Here is a 23,940-nt window from a genome sequence, read left to right on the forward strand (position 1 = left end):
ACTAATTTAATTTAAATGATTTAGTGGTTTTAAATGGTGATAAGTTAATATTTTCCATAGACGTTTTATAAGCTTTCCAATCGTTATTGAAAAAGGTGTTGGTTTTATCCAAGCCCTCTTTTAAAGCGTTTTTGGCATGTTCAATTAATGTGTTTTCAGTTGAAGTTAGTCCATTTTGCCTCGACCTCACGTAGCCATTCGCCAAACGGATACGCTGATTAATGTTAACTTCCGAATTGCGAGTAATACCTTGACGTTTATCTTCTTTCCCTAAATATAAGGCAATTAACTCATCTATTTTCTTAATGATGTTTTTTGAAGCTTTTATGTCATCTTCATATTTTTCTTTATCTAATTTTTTAAGTTCCGATTGGTATTTTTTTGAAACATTTTTACTTTCAACCAATTGCTTAACAGCATCTGCCATAAGTTGCGTTAAACTTTCAATATCTTTTGAAGCGTTGTAAACTTCGTCGATACTGCTTTGGGTTTTGTTTAAACGCGGGTCGCTTTTTACGCTAATCATGTCCTCAGAAGTTTGGTCTCCAAAGTGCATCACGATTTTATAAACACCGGGTTTCACCTGTACGCCACCGTTTTCTCTTTTACTTTTTCTAATGGTTCTCGATGCTCTGTCCGGACCTTTTTCATCCATATTCCAAGTCCATTTATAAATACCGGTTTCTTTTGGTGCTTTTTGGTTTAAAGTTCGGATTAAACGATCGCCATCATAAATTTTCATCGTTAGGGAATCCCATTTGATTTTAGTTTCATCTTTTTCAGAAGCATCGTTATCTTTTTCTTGGTCTTTATCATCGCCGGAAACTTCTTTATTATCAACAGTTACATAATATGTTATTTGAGCGCCTCTCTTTCTGTTTTCGCCATGATAGATTGCGTCTGCTCCAAATCGGCTTCCGGTAGGTTGTTGATAGGCTGCTTGATAAGCAATTGGAGGCGAAAAAAGTTCTAGTTTTTTGCTTAAAAGTTGCTTGTTTTTAGCGATGGCTCGCAGCGGGCGAATATCATCTAAAACCCAAGCGGCACGACCAAAAGTGCCTATAATTAAATCGTGCTCCCGCGGATGAATAACCAAATCCTTTACCGAAACCGTAGGGAAACCCTCCGTCCATTTCGTCCATGTTTCTCCAGCATTAAGCGATAGGTATAATCCGTCATCAGTTCCTAAAAACATGAGGTTTGGTTCTTCAATATCTTCAATTATTGACAGCGTATAGCTTTCCACATCATGGGCATCAACAATACGTGTCCATGTTTTTCCGAAATTTTTAGTGCGGTAGGCGTATGGTGTGTAGTTAAATCGCCTGTAATCATTAGCGATTAAAAGGGCTTCACCTTTGTTTTTGTTCGAAGCTTTTATTTGCGCAATCCAACTTCCTGTGGGTAAATCTTTTATGTTTTTGGTGACCTCGGTATAGCTTTGTCCGCCATTTTGGGTTATATGTACGCGACCATCATCGGTGCCAATCCAAAGCATATCTTTTTCAACGGGCGATGGTTCGATAACCAAAATGGTACAGTGGTTTTCGGCACCGGTGGCATCCATGGTTAATCCGCCACTTTCACTTTGTTTAAGTTTTTCAGGGTCGTTGGTTGTTAAATCGTCAGAAATAATCTCCCATGTCAATCCTTTATCCGTTGATTTGTGCACAAATTGACTGCCAAAATATAAGGTCTTGCTATCAAAAGGATCGATATTTATTGCTGCGTTCCAATTAAATCGGAGCTTTACATTGGCATCAGGATGCGTTGGCCTTACCGAATAGTTGTTGCCGGTTTCGGCATCATATCTAAAAACATTTCCTTGCTGATACATAGACCAACCAAAACGTGAATTTTCTTTATCGGGCACCACATCAAATCCATCACCAAAACTAATTTCTTGCCAATAAGAGTTGCGAATTCCTTGATCTCTCCAAACATAGGCGGGGCCTTTCCACGACCCATTATCCTGCATACCGCCGTAAACATTATACGGAATATCGTTATCTACATTAATATGATAAAATTGAGCGACCGGAAGATTGCCAATAAATCGCCACGATTTGCCGCCATCTTTGGTTATGTTTAGTCCACCATCGTTTCCATCAATCATAAAATTACCATTTTTAGGATGAATCCACCACGCATGGTGATCGGGATGAATGCCATTGTTTGCATTGTAAGCGGGCATTAGTTGTGTAAAGTTTTTGCCGCCATCTTCTGAAACATTCACGTAAGTGTAAATGGAATACACGCGGTTTTCATTTTGAGGATCAACATAAATTTCGGAATAATAAAACGGACGATTGCCAATATCGTTTTTATCGTTTATTTTTTTCCATTTAAAACCGCCGTCTTCACTTTTGTAAAGCGCGTTCTTTTTAGCTTCTACCAAAGCGTAAACTATGTTGGGTTTGTTTGCTGCTATGGCAATGCCTATGCGTCCTAAATTGCCTTTAGGTAAACCGTCTTCATCGGTAATTTTTTTCCATGTTTTTCCACCATCATGCGTCATGTGCAAACCAGAACCTTCACCACCGGAATTAAAAAACCAAGGATCGCGTTTGTGTTCCCAAAGGGCTGCAATTAATTTATTGGGATTTGTAGGATCCATTACCAAATCTGCAGCACCGGTTTTGTTGTTTGCAAAAAGGATTTTGTTCCAAGTTTCGCCGCCATCGGTAGTTTTAAAAACACCACGTTCGGGATGTTCGCCCCAGGGGGAGCCGATTGCTGCCACATAAACAACATTTGGGTTTGTGGGGTCGATAATAACACGATGAATATGCCGCGTGTTCTCTAAACCCATTGATTTCCATGATTTTCCAGCATCAAGTGAACGGTAAATACCATAACCGCCGTTTAAACTATTTCGCGGATTGCCCTCTCCGGTGCCCACCCAAATTACACTCGGGTTGGATTGTTGAATGGCCACCGCCCCAATGGAAGCCGTGACTTCCGTATCAAAAATAGGATGCCAAGTAATGCCGCCAGAAGCTGATTTCCAAAGGCCACCAGAAGCGGTACCCACATACATAATGTCTGGGTTTTTATGTACCACATCTATGGCAGTAACACGACCGGACATGCCACCGGGGCCAATGTTTCTTGGCGCCATGTTTTTCACGATGTCCATGGAGAATTCTTGGGCAGAAAAAATAGTAACGCACAATAGCATCACTACGGTTATGAATTTTTTCATAAATATAGTTTAGTTAGTTAATTGAAGTTTTAAAGTTAAGAAAAATGAACTGTATAAGTGTCAAACCTATTTTTAGCGCTTTATTTTTTTTATTTGACGGGGTTTTAGCCATAACCAAAAACCACTAAAAGACAGGAGAATTAGAGCTAATGAGGTTGCGGTTGAGTAAAAAAGCTTTAATGGCTTAGACTGATTTTTGAAGAGATAATCCAGGATAGAGCCATCGTGAATCATCTCGATGATGTCTGCTGTTCGTTGTTTTTTAGAAATTATTTCACCGGAAAAGCAATCTATTTGTAATTCTGTAAAATGATTCTCAAAACGCACTTTGGCTGTGCCTTTATTGGGCCGATAATCAATTCGGTTGATTTCAGACGATAGATTCATTTTTTCAATATAAGCAACCGCATTGTCTTTAATGACATCTAAAGCAATTAAATCGCGATTATTGGCAATGGATTTTTGAGTGCTGGGTTTAAATTGCAGTTGATCTTTCCAGGCAAGAAGTAAACCTGTAGCTCCCATTATAAACATAAACACAACAAAGGGAACGGCAACAAACTTATGCAGTTTTCTGTAAATTCTAGATTGTTTTGCTAATGCTTTGGTTTTTGCTTTCAAAAAAAACAGAAGATTTAAAGCTGCCGAAAATAAGAAATTATTACACGTTTATTCTTAAAGAGTTGTTAAGAAACTTATTACCAACCACCTCTATCTTTAATATTTGATGCGCAAAGGCGTATAATTTCTGTAATGCGTTTTTCTCTTGTAGCTTCTCGTTTGGCTTGGTTTAACCAATACAAATAGCCTTTTCTGTATGACGGCGCGAAGTTTTTATAATTATTAAAAGCGTCTTTATTTTTATTGAAAGCTTGCTGAAGTGCTTTTGGAATCACTTCATTTTCAACATCATCTAAAGCGGTCCAAGAGCCGTTTTCTTTTGCGATTTTTATAATTTCAAGACCGCTTTGGTGCATTAAATTTGAAGCCTTCAATTCTTTAATATATTTTTTATTTAAAGCACTCCACACACTTTTTTTGTTTCGTGGGGTAAAATACTGTCGGCGTTTTCCGTTGCCCAAGCTTTTTACTGTAGAATCTATCCAACCGTAACAAAGTGCCACTTTTACAGCCTCTTCCCACCGCATCGACGCTTCTTTGTTTTCAACTTTATAAAAAATAAGATACACACCTTTTACCGTGTCGTGATTTTCATGTAACCATTTGCGCCATTCGGTATCGGTTTTAAAATACAGCTCGGGGAGTTCCATGTAAATTAAAGTTTTTTCACTTTAACGTAAAAATTTCTATCCACTATTAAAGTCGGGTTTCCTGAATTTAAAGGCATCGTTTTCCATGCTGCTTTCGGAAACAGCCATTGTGCTTTATCATCAATTTTAATTTGAATAGGCATGTCAAAACCATCAACAATATTGGTCCAACGGTATTTTAAGGTTTTATCTTCAAAGGTATATTCCAAAGTCGGAATTAATGTAGTTCGTAAATACTGATTAAAAAATTCGGTTAAATCAATACCGGTTTCTTTCGATAAAAAATTTTCTATTTGTTGCGTAGTTACGGTTTGATGATAAAATTCAACATTCATTTTACGTAAAATTTGTCGCCATTTTTCATCATCCTCAATAAGTTGTCGCAAGGTATGCAACACATTGGCGCCTTTGTAATACATATCTGTGCCCGAGCCTTTTTTGTTTACGCCATAATATTTTCCAATGATGGGTTTATCATTAGCTATGTTTTTTCTCGTGCCAATAACGTAATCTGCCGAAGCTTCTTTGCCGTAATAATAATCTAAAAATAAGTTTTCGGAATAGGATGTAAAGCTTTCATGAATCCACATATCGGCGATGTCTTTATTGGTAATGTTGTTGGCAAACCACTCGTGACCAGCTTCGTGGATAATGATAAAATCGAATTTTAAACCCCAACCAGTGCCCGATAAATCGTGTCCTAAATATCCTTTTTTGTACTGATTGCCGTAGGTTACAGAGCTTTGATGTTCCATGCCCAGATACGGTACTTCAACCAGTTTAAAACCATCGGCATAAAACGGATATTGCCCAAACCAATGCTCAAAGGCTTCCATCATTTTTGGGGCGTCTTTAAAGTGGGTTTTGGCTTTTTCGAGGTTATCGCGCAAAACGTAATAGTCCATATCCAAGTTCCCTGCCATACCATCGTATACCTCGGAAAAATGGACATAATCACCAATATTCATATTAACCCCGTAGTTATTGATGGGGTTTTTTACAAACCAATGATAGGTTTTTGTATCGCCAATTTGCTCGATTTTACGCAATCTGCCGTTGGAAACATTCATTAATTTTGAAGGCACGTTTACACTGATGAGCATGCTATCAACTTCATCGTACATGTGGTCTTTATTGGGCCACCAAACGCTCGCGCCCAAACCTTGGCACGATGTGGCAATAAAATGGTTGCCATTGTTGTCTTTTCTCCATGAAACACCACCGTCCCAAGGGGCGCGAATGGCTTCCTTCGGGATTCCCTCGTAATACACTGTTACGCTATTTATATCGCCCTCATTTTGATTATCGATTAGCGTGATAAAATGTGCATTTCCGTCGTGTTTTATGTCTAAATCTTTTCCGTTTTGGGTTGCTTTTGTGAGTTTTAAAGGTGGTTGCAAATCGATTTGCATCACGGAATGATTTTCTAAAACTTTATATTGAATGGTGTTTTTTCCTTTAATGGATTTTTCTTCCGGATTTACTTTTATATCTAAATGATAATAGGTTAAATCCCACCAAGAACGCTCGGGAGTAATGCTACCACGTAAGGTGTCTTGCCTTGTAAATTGATGTTTTTCAGATGACAGGTCTTGTGCTTCGATGGAAACATACGAAAACATTAAAAAGATTACAAATAAACGGAAGCAGTAATTCATGGGTTTAAATTTTGCTTAAAATTAATTAAAAAGATGTTTAAGTTGATGTTAATTAATCTCTAAATATTTTGTTTGGAAAAGCAATCACGCTTTCAAAACCATTTTCTCCAACCGATGCGATGCCAAAAAAGTAATTGTCAATCACGATTCCATTTAAAGTAAATTCCGATACATCACCAACGTACCGGCTATGGTCCCAGGTGGGCGATGTGGTATTTCGCCAGTATATTTTATATCCTTTGGCGCCATCAACCTTATCCCATTTAAATTTCACCGAAGGTTGTACAATACCACCAATAGCCACCTTTGTTGGCTGCGGTGGTGCAGCAGCTAAACTCGCCATATTTATAGCGTTAACCGCAGTTAGTTTTTTTGCATAATCAAAATTAACATGCTCGATGACATCGCCATATTTTATGCCGTTTTCTTGGCGAATATCTTGATGTTGCTGGGTGTAGTTTTCGTGTGCTTCCATAATCCTGATGCCCGCAAAACCCAAGTCGTTAAACGGTCTATGATGTCCGCCACGACCAAAGCGATCCAATCGGTACACCATCATAGGGTTCATTTCCGGCATATAGGTTTTTGTGGTTTTATGAATATAACGTGCTAATTGGCGTGAAATACCATCGACTTCGCCACCGTAAAAACGACGTGCATTTCTTTGGCGTTCGGTTTCGGTTGGAGGCGTGGGTTCAGAAAAGATTCTAAAGGTTCTATTGTCGATTACACCATCAACGCCTTTAATGTTTCCAATCATGTCGTTATTTAAAACACCGATAATGTCCCAACCTTTATCCTGAGCATATTTTGCTAATCCAGCACCGCCAAAAAGCCCTTGTTCCTCGCCAGAAAGCCCGACATAAACTATGCTGTTTTCAAACTTGTATTTACTCAATACTCGAGCGGCTTCAATAGTGCCCGCCATACCCGAGGCATTATCGTTTGCTCCGGGGGCATCGGTTGTAAAATCCATGGTATTACTGGCGCGAGAATCGATATCGCCACTCATTATAATGTAGCGATTGGGGTAGGTTGTACCTTTTTGAATGGCCACAACATTAACCACCCAAGCATCGTGTGGCACGCGACGGTTCCCTTCTTTGGTTGCAAAATCTTTTTGGTAGAAAACCTCTAAGCACTGGTTGCATTCTTTTGAGATAGACTCGAATTCTGATTTAATCCAACGTCTTGCTGCGCCAATACCACGTGTTTTGGAAAGGGTATCGCTAAAGGTGTTTCGTGTGCCAAAATTAACCAAAGTTTGAATGTCTTTTTGAATACGATCGGCCGATACCGCATCAATAATATCGTAAATTTTTTGATGGTTTTGAGAAAAGGAAGTAATGGTTAAAAGGCAAAAGCCAAATGTGATTAGAACTTTCATATTAGTCTTTGATGTAAATTAATTTTATAGTTGTTTATTGAATAAATGTTACTTTATTTATTTTGCCGTTTTTGACCTCGTATATAGCAATAGCATAAAAAATATTACCATTGGCAGTAACCTTTTCTTTGTCTATTACTTTATTGCCCAATACCATTCTGTTTACAATTTCAGCATTTAAATCGGGAGTTTTTTCGAACATCGATTCGTACTGTTTTTTAAGCGCATCTTGCCCTTCGGACATTAAACTGTTGGGGAATTTGTATAATTTTATATCGGTTGAATAGGTATTTACAAAGGCATCGATATCGCGTTTGTTGTAAGCTTCCAGTTGTTTGTTTACAATAGCTTCGGGGTTTGAAGTTGTTTTTGAGTTATTGACAAAAGTCATGGATTTTATGCCTTCTTTTCCGGTATTGTAGATAGTAACATGCCTATTGGTTGCATGGTTTACGGTGGCTAATTCTTCGTCAATTACAATATTGTTTATTACCATGCGTTTGAGCACTTTAACATGGGATTTTTTATTTTTTTGAAAGAAACGGGCATAGTTTTCCTTTAATTTATCGCGCCCTAAATACATGGTGTCATTTGGAAATCGGCTTACTAAAATACGACTATCGAAAGCCTTAACAAAGTCATCTAAATTTCTGTTGTTAAAAGGTTCAATGTGTTTTTGCACTATGCTTTCAGGTTGGTTTTTGTGCAGTGAATCTGTGTGGGTTTGCGAATAAACCGAAAGGGAAAATATGAGGAAAATGACTAGATTTAGTTTCATTGTAATTTGATTGATGTTCTAAAGATAGTAAAATAAAAAAACGCTCAAGAAAATTAATTCTTAAGCGCTTTTCTCATTTGAGCTAGTCACACTATGTTTTTAGAAAACTAAAAACAATATTTATTTTCAGTCTTTACTTTTTCAGCTATTTCATTTCGTAAATCTACGATATCTGGATAGTTTTGATATTTAGTAAAGCGCTTAAGTCCCATTAAAAGCATACGTTGTTCGTCACCTTCGGCAAACGAAATGATGCTTTCTTTTCCTTTTTCTTCAATAATGTCTACCGCGTGATATAAATATAATTTAGACATGGCGATTTGAACAGATTGCGCTTCTTCGCCAAAGCGTTTTGCATTTTTCTCTGTTCTTAGAATTGCGGATTCGGCCATATAAATTTCAATTAAAATATCGGCGGCGGCAATTAATAATTGTTGGTGGTCTTCTAATTGCGGACCGTATTTTTGTACGGCACCACCAGCAACCATTAGGAATGTTTTTTTAAGCTTCTTAATCATTTCCTTTTCTTCTGAAAACAACTCGGAATAATTAGGTGTTTCAAAAGATGGGATACCCATTAATTCTTCCTGTACAGCTTGTGCTGGTCCTAATAAGTCAACATGTCCTTTCATGGCTTTTTTAACCAACATGCCTACGGAAAGCATTCGGTTAATTTCGTTGGTGCCTTCGTAAATACGTGCGATACGAGCATCTCTCCAAGCAGCTTCCATTGGGGTTTCTTCAGAGAATCCCATACCTCCAAAAATTTGAATACCTTCATCTGCAGCATTCTGAACATCTTCAGAGACCGCAACTTTAAGTATGGAACATTCAATAGCATATTCTTCAACACCTTTAAGTTCAGCTTCTTGGTGTGAGTTTCCGGCAGCAACCCTTAACGCAATACGGTCTTCAATATTTTTTGCAGCACGATAGGTGGCCGATTCGCCAGCATAGGCACTGGTGGCCATTTCTGCTAATTTTACCTTAATGGCGCCAAACTCTGAAATGGGTGTTTTAAACTGTTTGCGTTCATTGGCATATTGTACGGCCGTTGTTAAGATGCGTCTTTGAGAATCTAAACAAGCGCCTGCCAATTTTATACGACCAACATTAAGGGCGTTCATAGCTATTTTAAAGCCTTCACCACGACCAGCCAACATGTTTTCTATGGGTACAACCGTATCGTTAAAAAATACCTGTCGGGTTGAAGAGGCGCGAATACCTAGCTTGTGCTCTTCTTCGCCCATAGTTATGCCGTTACTTGCATCGTTTTCAACAATAAAACCTGTTATGTTTTTATCGTTTTCAATACGTGCAAAAACAATCATTAGGCTACAAAACCCAGCATTGGAAATCCACATTTTTTGGCCGTTTATTTTGTAACTTTTACCGTCATCGGATAACGTTGCTGTGGTTTTGCCGGAATTGGCATCACTACCTGCTCCGGGCTCGGTTAAACAATAAGCACCAAACCACTCTCCTGTGGCTAACTTAGGAACATATTTTTGCTTTTGCTCTTCGGTACCATAAAGGGTGATTGGCATGGTGCCAATACCTGTATGCGCTCCAAATGCGGTACTAAAAGAACCTGTGCCACTTGAGATGTAATCGCAAACCAATAGGGTGGATACAAAGCCCATTTCCAAACCTCCGTAAGCTTCAGGTACAGCGACACCAAGAAAACCTAGTTCTCCAGCCTTACGCATAACTTCCTCGGTTAAAGCAAAATCTTTTGCTTCAAAACGTGGTTTGTGTGGAATAATTTCGCGGTCGTTAAATTCTATAACCGCTTCTTTCATCATATTTTGTTCTTCCGAAAAATCTTCTGGAGTAAATACGTCTTCGCAGTTTGTTTCTTTTACTAAGAATTGGCCGCCTCTTAATAGGTCTTTTTCTTTTGTTTCCATTGTTTTTTTTAGATTCTAGACAGCTAGACTTTGGATTCTAGACTGTGTTTTGTTGTTATAATAATTTAATAGTCTAGATTCTAGACTCTGTTCGTCTATATTCTTAATTCAAAAATTCAAATATCCCGCAAGCACCTTGTCCGGTACCCACACACATGGTTACGGCTCCGTATTTTCCTGTCATGTTTCGTTTACGCATTTCATCAAATAACTGCACCGAAAGTTTTGCTCCTGTGCATCCGAGTGGGTGACCAAGTGCAATAGCACCACCATTTACGTTAATGATGTCTGGATTTAAATCCAACTCCCTGATGACTGCTAAAGATTGCGAAGCGAAGGCTTCGTTTAATTCGATAAGTTCTAAATCGTCTTGTTTTAAACCTGCTTGTTTTAAGGCTTTCGGAATGGCCTTGACGGGACCAATTCCCATAATGCGTGGCTCGACTCCTGCAGCAGCATAATTGACTAAACGTGCAATAGGTTCAAGGTTTAATTCTTTTACCATGTCTTCGCTCATAATCATTACAAATGCAGCGCCATCACTCATTTGCGATGAGTTTCCTGCAGTAACACTTCCGCCTTGAGCAAATACGGGGCGGAGTTTTGCCAAGGCTTCAAGATTTGTTCCTTTTCGAGGACCTTCATCTTTCGTCACGGTATATTTTTTAGTTGCTTTTTTGCCGTTGTTATCAATATAAGTTTGTTCGACATCGATTGGTACAATTTGATCTTGAAAACGATCTTCGGCTTGTGCTCTTAAAGCTTTCATATGTGAATTGTATGCAAACTCATCTTGATCTTCACGAGATACCTTAAACTGATTGGCAACAGCTTCTGCCGTGTTTCCCATGCCCCAGTAATAATCTTCATGACCCGCTTTTACGGTATCGTAATTTAACTCTGGTTTAAACCCTGTCATTGGTACTGCACTCATACTTTCTGCGCCACCAGCGATAATACAATCGGCCATACCAGATTGAATTTTTGCAGTTGCAATACCGATAGTTTCAATACCCGATGCGCAAAAACGATTTACAGTAACCCCTGGTACGTCAACACTGTTTAATCCGATTAAAGAAATAAATCGCGCCATATTTAAACCTTGTGAACCTTCGGGCATAGCGTTACCAACAATAACATCGTCGATGCGTTTTTTATCGAAATCTGGTAGTTCTTTCATCATGTGCTGAATGGTTTCAGCAGCGAGTTCGTCTGTTCTTTTGAAACGGAACACGCCTTTAGGTGCTTTACCGACGGCCGTTCTGTATGCTTTTACTATATATGCTTGTTTCATAATTTTAGATTTTTTGATAATTAGATTTTAAGATTTCTAATATTCTGGAAATCTGAGAATCTAAGTCCGCTAATTACGTAATGGTTTTCCTTTAGTTAACATGTGTTGAATCCGTTCCAAAGTTTTACGTTCGGTACATAAACTTAAAAAGGCTTCTCGTTCTAAATCCAATAGATATTGTTCGCTTACCAAAGTTGGCTCAGATAAATCGCCACCGGCCATAACGTATGCTAATTTATTGGCAATTTTTTTATCGTGTGCACTGATGTAATTACTGTCTTCCATAGCGTCGGTTCCCACTAAAAACATACCTAATGCTTGTTTTCCGAGCACTTTTATATCCGTGCGTTTTACAGGTTGGGTATAACCCATATCCGCCATTAATTTTGCATGTTGTTTGGCAACCGCAATTTGACGGTCTTTATTAACTACAACAATATCTTTTCCTTTTTGAAGAATGCCTAAATCGAAAGCCTCGTACGCCGAAGTCGCTACTTTAGCCATACCAATAGTTAAGAAATATTCTTGAAGAACATTTAACTGAACATCACCTTTTCTAAAAGTATCTTGTGCTCTTAAAGCCATTTCTTTTGAGCCTCCACCGCCAGGAATGACCCCGACTCCAAATTCAACCAATCCGATGTAGGTTTCGGCAGCAGCAACCACTTTGTCGGCGTGCATCGATAGTTCACAGCCACCACCTAGTGCCATACCATGTGGTGCGGCAACGGTTGGAATAGCCGAATAGCGCATGCGCATCATGGTGTCCTGAAAATATTTTATAGCCATATTAAGCTCGTCATATTCTTGTTCGGCAGCCATCATAAAAATCATACCAATATTGGCGCCTACGGAGAAATTAGCAGCTTGATTACCAACCACCAATCCTGCAAAATCCTTTTCGGCTAAATCAATAGCTTTATTTAAACCTGCTAAAACATCGCCTCCAATGGTGTTCATTTTCGATTGGAATTCTACATTTAAAATACCGTCGCCCAAATCTTCGATAACAACACCTGAGTTTTTAAAGACTTCATTCGATTTTCTGATGTTATCCAAAATAATGAAGGCATCCTGTCCAGGTATTTTTTCATGTGATCGCTTAGGAATATCATACGCATAAGTTGCCCCATTTTTTATGGTATAGAATGATGTGCATCCAGCGGCCAACATGTTGTTTACCCATGTATTTGGTTCCAGCCCTTCGGCTTTCATCATTTCAATACCTTTTTCAACACCTATGGCATCCCATATTTGGAACGGGCCATGTTCCCAGCCAAAACCAGCTTTCATCGCATCATCTATTTTGTATAAATCATCTGTTATTTCTGGAATCCTATGTGATACGTATGCGAATAATGCAGCAAAGCTCTTACGGTAAAATTCACCTGCTTTATCTTTTCCTTTCACCAAAATTTTAAAACGGTCAACAACCTTATCAACAGTTTTGGTTAATTCTAATGTCGCGAATTTTGCACGTTTTTTTTCTCTGTATTCTAATGTGTTTAAGTCTAGCGATAGGATTTCCGAAGATCCATCGTCTTTTCTTACTTTTTTATAAAAACCTTGTCCGGTTTTACTGCCTAACCATTTGTTTTCCATCATTTTGTTGATGAAATCTGGTAATTCAAATAATTCAATACGTTCGTCTTTCGGACAGTTTTCCCTAATGCCGTTTGCCACATGAACCAAAGTATCCAATCCCACAACATCAACCGTTCTGAAGGTTGCCGATTTTGGGCGACCAATTACTGGCCCCGATAATTTATCGACTTCTTCAATGGTTAAATCTAAATCTTTAACCGTGTGAAATAAACTTTGGATACTAAAAATTCCGATTCTATTCCCAATAAACGCCGGAGTATCTTTAGCGATTACCGAGGTTTTTCCTAAGAATTGCTCTCCATAACCATTCAAAAACTCTAATACAGAAGCATCTGTTTTTGGGCCTGGAATAATTTCAAATAATTTTAAGTAACGAGCAGGATTAAAAAAGTGTGTGCCGCAGAAATGCTTTTGAAAATCTTCACTTCGGCCTTCGCTCATAAATTTTATAGGAATTCCCGAGGTGTTCGAAGTAATTAATGTTCCGGGTGTTCTGTGTTTTTCAAGCTTTTCGAAAACTTGTTGCTTGATATCCAAGCGCTCTACAACAACCTCCATAATCCAATCCACATCGGCAACTTTAGCTATGTCGTCTTCAAGATTGCCCGTAGTAATTCGGTTTTTAAAAGAAGGGTGATAGAGTGGTGCGGGTTTCGATTTTATGGATGCCGCCAAGGCGTTGTTCACTAATCGGTTTCTAACAATTTTATCGTCTAAAGTTAAGCCTTTAGCTTTTTCAGTGTCGGTAAGTTCTCTCGGAATAATGTCTAATAATAAAACATCAACGCCAATATTGGCAAAATGACAAGCGATACCGCTTCCCATAATTCCTGAACCTATAATGGCTATTTTTTTTATTCTACGTTTGCTCATGGTGTTTTAACTACTTATCGTTGTTTTGATTGTATATTTTTTTATTGGCTACCATATCATTAATTAGTTCGGCAACCTCGTAAAAATTATTTAGTTTTTCTTCACAAATATTTCCTTTAATGGCTTCGTTAAAAGTGAGAACCTTCTCTTTGGAATAGTCTCTTTTTTTTCTGCCAAACTCGGTTAAATGAATGAGTACGCTACGGCCGTCATTCGGATTTGATTTCCGTTCAATTAAACCGCGAACTTCCATGGTTTTTAATATGCGCGATAAACTCGTGGCTTCCATTCCCATTTTAGGACCCAAAGCGGTTGAAGGTGTCCCGTCAACAGGGTCTATGCTCAATAACGTAAAGGCCACTGCCATGGTGGCATCAAACTTTGAAGCCTCTTCGTTATACATTTTTTGAACAGTTAACCATGTGGTTCTTAGCACGTAATCAATCGTTTTGTCTTTCATTTGAGAGTAGTTGGTGCTCAAAGATATAAAAAATTTGTTATGCACGCATAATAAATTTGATAAAATTGAATACCAAGCGTAAAACGCAACTTTTAGTAATTTGTACCATAATATAATATCTTTGGTTTTTTACGCTGCCAATACAAATTTGAATGAAAAATAGAATTTTACTTTTTTTTACCGTGCTTATGTTTGTGGTGTCGTGCAGTAAAGACGATGTACCTAAAGACGACGGCCCGAAAACAGATGGCAGAACAGCGGTGGTAGTGGGGTATTTACCTTATTATAGGTTTGCTTTGAGTGATAACATTGAATATTGTAAGCTTACCCATTTAAATTTGGCTTTTGCAAATCCTGATAAAGACGGGAACATTATTATGGAAACTATTACCAAGGTGGTCTCGGATGCTAGACATGCCAATCCTGATATAATTATTTGTGTTTCTTTGGCCGGCGGCGCTTTAACGGTTGAGCAGGCTGCAAATTGGTCCAATTTAATTGATGTGCCTGCGAACAGACCTGGATTTATTTCAAACATCGTTAATTATGTGTTGGATAATAATTTAGATGGTGTTGATGTCGATTTAGAGTGGAGCCATGTAACTTCTGGGTATAGCGATTTTGTGATAGAATTGGATGCGGCATTAAATACCCATAATAAATTAATAACTGCTGCTTTTCCGCATACACGGTATAGTCATGTTACCGATGCCGCGTTACAGGTTTTCGATATTATAAATATCATGTCGTATGATGCCACGGGACCGTGGTTGCCGTCATTTCCGGGGCAGCACAGTTCACTTAATTTTTCAAGAGAAGGTATTCACTTTTGGAATAATATCGTAGGCATTTCTGCAGAAAAACTCACCCTAGGGGTTCCTTTTTATGGCTACAATTTTGTTAACGCTACCACCGTTAATGCAGTTACTTACAATCAAATGGTTAGAGATGATGTAAATAATGCGAATTTAGATCAGGTAGGAACGACCTTTTATAATGGGATTCCAACCATTAAATCTAAAGTTAATTTAGCTTTTGATAAGAATATTGGTGGCATTATGATTTGGGAGCTTGGGCAAGATTCTTTTGATAATTATTCGTTATTAAAAACCATTCATGATGAATACACCGCCTTAGGTGTAAAAACCAGCGGGCTTTGTGGTAATCGGTAAAGATGCTGAGGGTTTTTGAATATTAAGACCTATAAATTTTCTCAATCAAATCTTTATAAATTTCTTTAATTGCTTTTCGCTTCATTTTCATGGTGGGCGTTAAATGACCGCCATCAATGGTCCATAAATCGGGTGTAATTTCAAACTTTTTTATGTGTTCCCATTTGCCAAAATGTTTGTTGGCATCGTCTATTTCTTCTTGAATACGATCGTGTAAAGTGTCGTTTGTAATAAGGTCTTTTGAGGAACTGAATTTAATGTTGTGTCGTTTCGCCCATTCTTCAACAAACTCAAAATTAATTTGAATTAAAGCAGCTGGCATTTTTTCGCCTTCTCCAATAACCATAATTTGTTCAATAAATCGCGACTGTTTAAAACGGTTTTCAATTAAAGCCGGAGCTACATATTTTCCGCCGGAAGTTTTAAACATTTCTTTTTTCCGATCGGTAATTTTTAAAAACCCTTCTGCGTCTAATTCACCAATATCTCCCGTATGAAAATAATCATCGGTCATAACACTGGCTGTTTTTTCGGCATCTTTATAATAGCCTAACATCACATTGGGGCCTTTTACCAAAATCTCTCCATCTTTAGCAATTTTCACTTCAACCTTATCAATCACTTTTCCAACGGTTCCAATTTTAAATCCGCCGTCGCGTTGGTCGTTTACCGAAATCACTGGCGATGTTTCGGTTAATCCATAACCTTCCATAATGGGCATTTCGGCCGCAGCAAATATGCGCGTTAACCTGGGTTGTAAGGCTGCGCTACCAGAAACCATTAAATCTAAATTATTGCCAAGACCTTCTTTCCATTTGCTAAAAATAAGTTTTCGCGCCAATTTTAACTGTGTTTCGTACCACCAGCCATTTTTTCCGTAGGGTTCGTATTTTAAACCTAATTCTACCGCCCAAAAGAAAAGCATCTTTTTTATGCCCGATAAATCGGCACCTTTAGCTATAATTTTGTCGTAAACTTTCTCGTATAATCGTGGTACCGCCGTCATCACGTTGGGTTTAATTTCCTTAAGGTTATCACCCATGGCCTCAATTGATTCGGCAAAATAAATTTCTACCCCGCAGTATTGGTATAAGTATAAAATCATACGCTCAAAAACGTGGCAAACCGGCAGAAAACTCAGTGATTTAGATTCGCCATAATCAAAAGGTACACGTTTTTCACTATCTAAAACATTTGAAACTAAATTGCTGTGCGACAACATTACGCCCTTAGGTTTTCCGGTGGTGCCGGACGTATAAATTAAGGTAGCCAAATCGTTGGATTTAACTGCTTTTTTTCTGGCCTCAACTTCATTTTGGTTTGTGTCATCTTCACCTAGCTTTAACACTTCGTTCCAATGGGTTTCACCAGAAACCTCATCAAAAGTATACACGTTTTTAAGCTTGGTGCTGGCTTTAACGGTGTTAAGTTTTTTAATGATTTCAGCATCCGATACAAAGCAGTACTTAGCTTCAGAATGATTTAAAATATACTCGTAATCTTCCGAACAAATCGTAGGATAAATAGGCACATTTTGTGCGCCAATTTGCAAAATTCCTATGTCCAATATATTCCATTCGGTTCGGTTGGTCGACGAAATTACCGCAATTTTATCGTCTGGTTGCACTCCCAATCTTAACAAACCTCTGCTAATCGTGTTTGCTTGATTTATGTATTCTTGGGTTGAAATTGACTTCCACTCGCCATCGTATTTCGTAGTGAATGCCTTTTTTAAATTATACTTTTCTAGTTGATAATATGGAAAATCGAAAATTCGTGTAATCTCTGTCATTTGCTATGTGCCCTTAGTTGTCTCGCAAAGTATGAAATTAAATGTGATTTTCAAATACACAAAGTAAATACCATAAAATTGGGTTGATGGCTTAGATAAAAATCGTTTTTTATCAAAAACACAGTTAATTTTTAGAATAATGGAGAAAAGCTTAAAAAAAACGTCATCCTTTTTTAATTATTACGAAAAATGTATAAAAATCTCATTCTTCTTAAATTAAAAACCATGGAAATCCAGCTTCATTTGAGGTATGTTTTGAGTTTGGAATAAAACGTTGAAATTTTTGTTTTTTATTGGTTTTGTTTCAAACGTTTTCGTAAATAAAATCGCTTAAACCGCTTTGTTTTTAAAGCGTTTACTGACAAATGTCAGTTTTATAATTAACGGCTGTATCTACCTTTGAATATTTAAAAGACACAAAGATTTTACAACATATTAATAAAATATAAAAATGGAAGTAAAGCAATTTAAAAACGGGATTTGGACTGAGAAAGTCGACGTAAGAAATTTTGTTATAAATAATATTACGCCGTACCACGGCACACACGATTTTTTAGTGGGCCCGAGTGCAAAAACCCAAAAGTTATGGGATGTTTGTAAAGCAGCCACCAAAGAGGAAAGACAAAACAATGGTGTACGCAGTGTGGACACCGAAACCATTTCAACAGTTAGCGCCTTTAATGCGGGGTATATCGATAAAGAAAATGAGGTGATTGTTGGTTTGCAAACCGATGAGCTACTTAAAAGAACCATGAAACCTTTTGGTGGTTTTAAAGTGGTTCAAAAAGCACTGGCGGAGCAGGGTGTAAAGCCCAATGAGGCCATAACCGAATTGTTTTCAAAATATGTTAAAACCCATAACGACGGTGTTTTTGATGCCTACACTACCGAGATTAAAAAATACCGCTCTCTAGGTTTTTTAACAGGTCTGCCCGATAATTACGCACGAGGTAGAATTATAGGCGATTACCGTCGCGTAGCCCTTTACGGCATCAACTTTTTAATTGAAGCTAAAAAAGAAGATTTAGAAAATATTACGGGTCCCATGACCGAAGCTGCAATTCGTTTGCGTGAGGAGATTTCAGAGCAAATAAAATCTTTAAAGGAAATGATTGTTCTTGGAGCCAAATATAATTTGGATTTAAGCCGTCCGGCAGAAAATGCCAGAGAGGCGGTACAGTGGACTTACATGGCGTATTTAGCTGCTGTAAAAGAACAAGACGGTGCAGCGATGTCTTTGGGTAACGTATCCACTTTCTTAGATATTTATATTGAAAACGATTTGCAAGACGGCGTAATTACCGAAGAAGAAGCCCAAGAATACATCGATCAGTTTGTAATGAAATTACGCATGGTGCGCCATTTACGAATGGGTGCTTACGACGAAATATTTGCTGGCGACCCCACTTGGGTAACCGAAGCTATTGGCGGTATGTTTGAAGACGGCAGGACGAAAGTAACCAAAACATCGTTCCGTTTCTTAAACACACTGTACAATTTAGGGCCATCACCAGAACCTAATATGACGATTCTTTGGTCTGAAGATTTACCACAAAACTTTAAAGATTATTGTGCCAAGGTTTCGATTGATACTTCTTCAATTCAGTTTGAAAATGATGCCTTAATGCGTAAAAGCAGAGGCTCTGATGATTACGGAATCGCCTGCTGTGTATCGTATCAAGAATTAGGTAAATCCATTCAATTCTTTGGCGCCCGTACCAATTTAGCCAAAACTTTATTGCTGGCCATTAATGGTGGTCGTTGCGAAGAAACCGGGGTGCAAATTGTAGATGGCATTGAGGCCTGCGATTGCGAGTATTTGGATTTCAACAAAGTTATGGCCAACTTTAAAATAGCCATGAAAGAAGTGGCACGTGTTTATAATGATTCTATGAACATTATTCACTACATGCACGATAAATACTATTACGAAAAAGCGCAAATGGCTTTGATTGATACCAATCCCAAAATAGATATTGCGTATGGTATTGCCGGTTTATCGATAGTTGCAGATTCACTTTCAGCCATAAAATATGCCAAGGTAAAACCCATTAGAGACGAAGGTGGTTTAACGGTTGATTTTAAAGTTGAAGGCGAATTCCCTTGCTATGGTAATGACGACGATAGGGTAGATACGCTAGCAGCAAATGCTGTATCCGATTTTAACAACGAATTAAAACAACTTCCAGTTTATAAAAACGCAGAACCAACCATGTCTGTTTTAACCATTACATCAAATGTGTCTTATGGTAAAAAAACAGGAGCAACACCCGATGGAAGAGCCAAAGGTGTACCCTTTGCACCCGGAGCAAACCCCATGCACGGGCGCGATTCTAACGGGGCGATTGCATCGTTAAACTCAGTGGCCAAAATTGATTATGAAGATTCTCAAGATGGTATTTCAAATACCTTCTCTATTGTACCAAAATCTTTGGGAGCGGACAAAGTCGATCAAATAGAGAATTTGGCAACTATTCTGGATGGTTATTTCTCAAGAAATGCGCAACATGTTAATGTGAATGTATTAAACAAGGAAACTTTATTGGACGCTATGGAGCACCCAGAAGAATATCCGCAATTAACCATTCGTGTTTCTGGTTATGCTGTAAACTTTGTAAGATTAACCAAAGAGCAGCAACTTGAAGTTATTACACGTTCTTTTCACGAATCTATGTAGTTATTAGTAATATTTTGAAAGCACCTGAATAATGAGTTAGTCAGTTTTATTCAGGTGCTTAACCTAAAATTCACGATTATCAAAACAGCCGAAAACATATTAAGAGTTCATTCCATCGAATCTTTCGGGACGCACGATGGCCCAGGAATACGCTTTATTGTATTCTTGCAAGGGTGCAAATTAAAGTGCTTGTATTGCCATAATCCAGATTCAATTGAAACCTCGGGTGGTAAAGCATATCAAATTGAAGAGTTGGTGCAAATGGCGCTTAAAATGAAACCGTACTTCGGAAAAAAAGGAGGTGTTACCGTTTCCGGTGGCGAACCTTTATTGCAATCAAAAGCATTAATTCCTTTTTTTAAACGATTGAAAGAAGAAGGCATCCACACCAACATTGATACCAATGGCAGAATATTGAATCATTTTTCAAAAGAATTATTAGATGATTATGCCGATTTAATCATGTTGGATATCAAACACATGACCGAATCGGGTTATAAATACATCACCGGAAAACCTGTAAAGGAAATAGCCTTTAATCTAGCAAAGCACAGAGAAGATTCAGGTAAAAAAATGTGGCTGCGCTATGTTTTAATTCCAGGAGTTACCAGTAACCCGGAAATTTTGCATGCCTTGGGTAAACATTTCAAAGGCTATAAAACTATTGAGAAAATTGAAATTCAGCCATATCATAAATTAGGTATTCATAAATGGGAAGCTTTGGGTTGGGAGTATCAGCTTAAAGACGCGCGCGAAAACACCGAAGAAGAATTGCAAGTGGCCCAAGACTTATTGAAAAAATATTTTAAAGAAGTAAAGATTAATTAAAAGTGTTTTAAAACGGACACTTAAATTGTAAATATTATGCAAACACAAAAACTAAAAAACCGTTGGTTAATTGCTGCTTCGGCGGTTGGGATTCATATTTCAATAGGATCGGTTTATGCTTATTCGGTAATGACAAATCCCGTAAAGGATATTTTTGATGTTGATGGAAGCGTTATAAAATGGGCTTTTAAAATAGCCATTTTATTATTAGGGTTGTCCGCGGCATTTTTGGGGCGTTGGGTTGAAAAAGTAGGACCAAGAATAAGTGGTACCACAGCAGGAATTTTTTATGGCGTTGGTATTTTAGGTTCAGGTTTAGCGGTTCAACTGGAATCGTTATGGCTCTTTTATCTGTGTTACGGCGTTATAGGTGGTATTGGATTGGGTATTGGTTACATAACACCCGTAAGTACATTGGTAAAATGGTTTCCCGACAGACGTGGTTTAGCCACGGGAATGGCTATTATGGGGTTTGGTTTTGCAGCCTTAATTTTCGGCCCTGTTATGCAATCTCTTTTTGATGCTGTTGGCGTATCAAATGCCTTTTATATTTTAGGTTTTATTTATATGATTTTAATATTATCCTCCGCCAGATATATTGAAAGGCCACCGGAGGGTTATTTACCAGACGGTTTTAAACCCGGTGAAGGTAAAACCATAAAAGCCGATATTTCTAATATCGATGCCAATGCTTCATTAAAGACTTCTCGTTTTTATTACATCTGGGTTATGATGTTTATAAACATAGCATGTGGTATTGCCATCATATCGGCGGCAAGCCCAATGATGCAAGAAAAATTAAATTACTCACCCATGGAAGCCGCAGCTATTGTAGGTTTAATAGGTGTGTTTAATGGCGTAGGACGCATTTTGTGGTCTAGTCTTTCAGATTATTTAGGACGCTCAAACACCTATATTGTATTCTTCGTCTTTCAAGTATTGGCGTTTTATTTCTTGCCAAAAATCTCTATGGAAATAACATTCTTAGTAGTCTTGTTTACTGTAATTACCATGTATGGCGGCGGTTTTGCAACATTACCTGCATTTTTAGGCGATTTATTTGGTACAAAACAATTGGGTGCAATTCACGGTATGGTATTAACAGCCTGGGCATTAGCAGGTGTTGTTGGACCTACAATTTACGATATGGTTAAAAACGCTACAGGTTCATTAGATACTACTTTAGAGGTATTTGCAGGCCTATTTATGATAGCCTTAATTGTTTCGCTGTTAATGAAAAGAACAGTAACCAAAGCCTATAAGGTTATGGACAAAAAAATAGAAAATAGAATAAAGTTTGTTTAAACTTTATGATTTATTTGAAGAGAAAAGCACTTTCATTTTTTTTGAAGGTGCTTTTTGTTTTTAATAATGTCAAAAAAATAAATGTATTTTAATCATAAAAAAATTGAAAATTTAAAGGTTACGGCTATCAAATTCCATTAAAAAAAAGCAGGTTTTATTTCCAATACGTTTTAAAAATATCTTGAAGCGATTCATATTGTACATCGGTATCACCATAAGCTTGCCGCTGGTTTTTCAATGCTGTTTTCATGTCTTTTATAATTTCTGAATAATCAGAATCGTTGTACGCATTGTAATTCTCGTTGGGGTCTTTTTCTAAATCATAAAATTCCCAAGCTGGTGTTGTACTTTCTTTAGATGAGCCTGTCATATCTAATGAATGGCCATAAAAAAGGGCTAGTTTGTAGCGTTTATTTCTAATTCCAAAATGCGCAGGTCTTATGGGATGATTGGTCCAATATCTGTAATAAGCCGATGTTCTCCAGTTCTCAGGAGTTTCACCTTTTAGGTTTTTGCGAAAACTTTGGCCTTGAAAGGATTTAGGCTTTTCTATACCCGCATAATCAGCAAACAGTGCTGGAAAATCAATGTTTAAAATAATATCGTCTATACGTTTTCCTGCAGCAATTTCTTTGGGATACCGAATTACAAAAGGCATACGGAGCGATTCTTCATAAATTAAACGTTTGTCAAAAAATCCGTGCTCACCTAAAAAATAACCCTGATCTGCGGTATAAATTACTATAGTGTTTTCGGCCAAACCTGAAGCTTCCAAATAATCTAAAAGCTTTCCAATATTATCATCAATTGCGGCCCCAGAACGCATAAAGTCTTTAATAAACTTTTGATAGGTCGCTTTACGAGCAGACACGCTATCCATCTCATTGGTGTAAAAAGGCAACCCGGGATATTTGCACCACCATTTTTCGGGATCGTTCGAAGCTTGTTCATATCTCCAGGCTAAATTCTCTAATTTTTGCCCTAAAAAACTCCGTCCGGTTGTTTCGGGCGAAAAGTCAAATAACGATGCTGGCTCTGGAATTTCAACATCGTTATATAAATCGTTATAACGCTCCGGGAAATCAAAAGGTTCGTGGGTAGCCTTAAAATGTGTCATGAGCATAAACGGTTTGTTTTGGTCTCTTTGGCTTAGCCAATCTAAGGATAATTGTGTAATGACATCGGTTGAAAATCCTTCATGCACATCCCAAGTTTCTGGTGGGTTGTTAAAATTTTCAGCCGTTCTTAAAATAGGATTCCAATACCGGCCTTGGTCGTGTAAAATATTGTAATAATCGAAACCGGATGGTTCTTTTTTTAGATGCCATTTACCAATAATTGCAGTTTGATAGCCGTTTTTATTAAGTACTTTAGCAATGTTTAAACTATCCGGGTTTAAGGCGTCACTAAGAGTGTATACGCCATTTTTATTACTGAATTGCCCCGTAAGAATGCTTGCTCTACTTGGTACACAAATGGAATTGGTACAAAAGGCATTGTTTAAAACGGCGCCTTCTTCGGCCAATCGTTTAATGTTTTTATTTTGAACGTAATCCTGTAAAATACCACCGTAAATACCCCAAGCTTGTGAAGTGTGGTCGTCGGACATGATGAACAGAATATTGGGTTTTGTTGCGATTTCTTTTTCTTCGGATTTACAACTGATTAGTAAAAATATTCCAATCAATGCTATCGTGATATGACGTGTGATTTTTTGCATTTATA

16 protein-coding genes are annotated in these 23,940 nt (G+C 37.8%); 4 read left to right on the forward strand and 12 right to left on the reverse strand.

Annotated features, from left to right (window positions below):
- Nucleotide 1 precedes the first annotated feature (1 nt).
- The 10 genes from RNZ46_RS10525 to RNZ46_RS10570 form a co-directional block, all read right to left on the reverse strand.
- Nucleotides 2-3,205 (reverse strand): WD40/YVTN/BNR-like repeat-containing protein, encoded by a 3,204-nt coding sequence (locus RNZ46_RS10525; protein ID WP_316982161.1) that lies wholly within the window; start codon nt 3,203-3,205, stop codon nt 2-4.
- A gap of 72 nt (nt 3,206-3,277) precedes the next feature.
- Entirely contained in the window at nt 3,278-3,826 is a 549-nt protein-coding gene (locus tag RNZ46_RS10530) for a PepSY-associated TM helix domain-containing protein (RefSeq protein ID WP_316982162.1), read from the reverse strand.
- A 77-nt stretch (nt 3,827-3,903) separates the two neighbouring features.
- Nucleotides 3,904-4,476, reverse strand: a complete 573-nt coding sequence (locus tag RNZ46_RS10535) for a YdeI/OmpD-associated family protein (protein ID WP_316982163.1) — start codon at nt 4,474-4,476, stop codon at nt 3,904-3,906.
- A gap of 5 nt (nt 4,477-4,481) precedes the next feature.
- Nucleotides 4,482-6,134, reverse strand: coding sequence for a M1 family metallopeptidase (locus RNZ46_RS10540; RefSeq protein WP_316982164.1), 1,653 nt, complete (start codon nt 6,132-6,134; stop codon nt 4,482-4,484).
- A gap of 52 nt (nt 6,135-6,186) precedes the next feature.
- On the reverse strand, nt 6,187-7,521 hold the full coding sequence (locus RNZ46_RS10545) for a M28 family peptidase (RefSeq protein ID WP_316982165.1): 1,335 nt from the start codon (nt 7,519-7,521) through the stop codon (nt 6,187-6,189).
- A gap of 34 nt (nt 7,522-7,555) precedes the next feature.
- On the reverse strand, nt 7,556-8,299 hold the full coding sequence (locus tag RNZ46_RS10550) for a nuclear transport factor 2 family protein (RefSeq protein ID WP_316982166.1): 744 nt from the start codon (nt 8,297-8,299) through the stop codon (nt 7,556-7,558).
- 107 nt (nt 8,300-8,406) lie between these two features.
- Nucleotides 8,407-10,209 (reverse strand): acyl-CoA dehydrogenase FadE, encoded by a 1,803-nt coding sequence (locus RNZ46_RS10555; RefSeq protein WP_316982167.1) that lies wholly within the window; start codon nt 10,207-10,209, stop codon nt 8,407-8,409.
- A gap of 103 nt (nt 10,210-10,312) precedes the next feature.
- Nucleotides 10,313-11,503 (reverse strand): acetyl-CoA C-acyltransferase, encoded by a 1,191-nt coding sequence (locus RNZ46_RS10560; RefSeq protein WP_316982168.1) that lies wholly within the window; start codon nt 11,501-11,503, stop codon nt 10,313-10,315.
- A gap of 69 nt (nt 11,504-11,572) precedes the next feature.
- Nucleotides 11,573-13,981, reverse strand: coding sequence for a 3-hydroxyacyl-CoA dehydrogenase/enoyl-CoA hydratase family protein (locus RNZ46_RS10565; protein ID WP_316982169.1), 2,409 nt, complete (start codon nt 13,979-13,981; stop codon nt 11,573-11,575).
- Nucleotides 13,982-13,991: 10 nt separating this feature from the next.
- Complete coding sequence (locus RNZ46_RS10570; protein WP_316984988.1) at nt 13,992-14,441, reverse strand: MarR family winged helix-turn-helix transcriptional regulator; 450 nt, start codon at nt 14,439-14,441, stop codon at nt 13,992-13,994.
- Between the two features lie 152 nt (nt 14,442-14,593).
- Here RNZ46_RS10570 and RNZ46_RS10575 point away from each other — a divergent pair, with 152 nt between their 5' ends.
- Entirely contained in the window at nt 14,594-15,613 is a 1,020-nt protein-coding gene (locus RNZ46_RS10575; RefSeq protein ID WP_316982170.1) for a glycosyl hydrolase family 18 protein, read from the forward strand.
- A gap of 22 nt (nt 15,614-15,635) precedes the next feature.
- Here RNZ46_RS10575 and RNZ46_RS10580 read toward each other — a convergent pair whose 3' ends face one another.
- Nucleotides 15,636-17,405, reverse strand: a complete 1,770-nt coding sequence (locus RNZ46_RS10580) for an AMP-dependent synthetase/ligase (protein WP_316982171.1) — start codon at nt 17,403-17,405, stop codon at nt 15,636-15,638.
- Nucleotides 17,406-17,856: 451 nt separating this feature from the next.
- On the opposite strand from RNZ46_RS10580, the gene pflB reads away from it, so the two are divergent.
- From pflB to RNZ46_RS10595, 3 genes are read left to right on the forward strand one after another with little or no spacing between them, the layout of a single operon-like run.
- Entirely contained in the window at nt 17,857-20,082 is a 2,226-nt protein-coding gene (pflB, locus tag RNZ46_RS10585; RefSeq protein ID WP_316982172.1) for a formate C-acetyltransferase, read from the forward strand.
- 54 nt (nt 20,083-20,136) lie between these two features.
- Nucleotides 20,137-20,910: a pyruvate formate-lyase-activating protein gene (gene pflA / locus RNZ46_RS10590; protein WP_316982173.1), complete on the forward strand. Its 774-nt coding sequence runs from the start codon at nt 20,137-20,139 to the stop codon at nt 20,908-20,910.
- Nucleotides 20,911-20,946: 36 nt separating this feature from the next.
- A complete protein-coding gene (locus RNZ46_RS10595; protein ID WP_316982174.1) occupies nt 20,947-22,215 on the forward strand; it encodes an L-lactate MFS transporter in 1,269 nt (422 codons plus the stop codon).
- Nucleotides 22,216-22,369: 154 nt separating this feature from the next.
- Here RNZ46_RS10595 and RNZ46_RS10600 read toward each other — a convergent pair whose 3' ends face one another.
- Nucleotides 22,370-23,935 (reverse strand): sulfatase family protein, encoded by a 1,566-nt coding sequence (locus RNZ46_RS10600; protein WP_316982175.1) that lies wholly within the window; start codon nt 23,933-23,935, stop codon nt 22,370-22,372.
- Between the last annotated feature and the right edge of the window lie 5 nt (nt 23,936-23,940).

The organism is Hwangdonia lutea, from assembly GCF_032814565.1.
GTDB classification, from domain to species: domain Bacteria; phylum Bacteroidota; class Bacteroidia; order Flavobacteriales; family Flavobacteriaceae; genus Hwangdonia; species Hwangdonia lutea.